Origin of the sequence: Shigella sp. FC1661 (genome assembly GCF_001712525.1) — a bacterium.
GTDB lineage: Bacteria > Pseudomonadota > Gammaproteobacteria > Enterobacterales > Enterobacteriaceae > Escherichia > Escherichia coli.
The window spans coordinates 1-254 of the sequence record NZ_MDGW01000534.1 but is presented as its reverse complement, the minus strand read 5'-3'; the positions used below and the strand labels follow the sequence as shown (position 1 = coordinate 254).

Sequence of the window (254 nt, the reverse complement as noted above, 5' to 3'; positions counted from 1 at the left end):
ATTTAGTGTATGATGGTGTTTTTGAGGTGCTCCAGTGGCTTCTGTTTCTATCAGCTGTCCCTCCTGTTCAGCTACTGACGGGGTGTGCGTAACGGCAAAGCACTGCCGGACATCAGCGCTATCTCTGCTCTCACTGCCGTAAAACATGGCAACTGCAGTTCACTTACACCGCTTCTCAACCCGGTACGCACCAGAAAATTATTGATATGGCCATGAATGGCGTTGGATGCCGGGCAACTGCACGCATTATGGGC

General features: G+C 51.2%; 1 pseudogene. It reads left to right on the top strand.

The features are described from left to right. Positions 1-34 precede the first annotated feature (34 nt). Positions 35-254 (top strand): annotated as a pseudogene (locus tag BFF42_RS21730) (IS1-like element transposase); the annotation flags it as partial.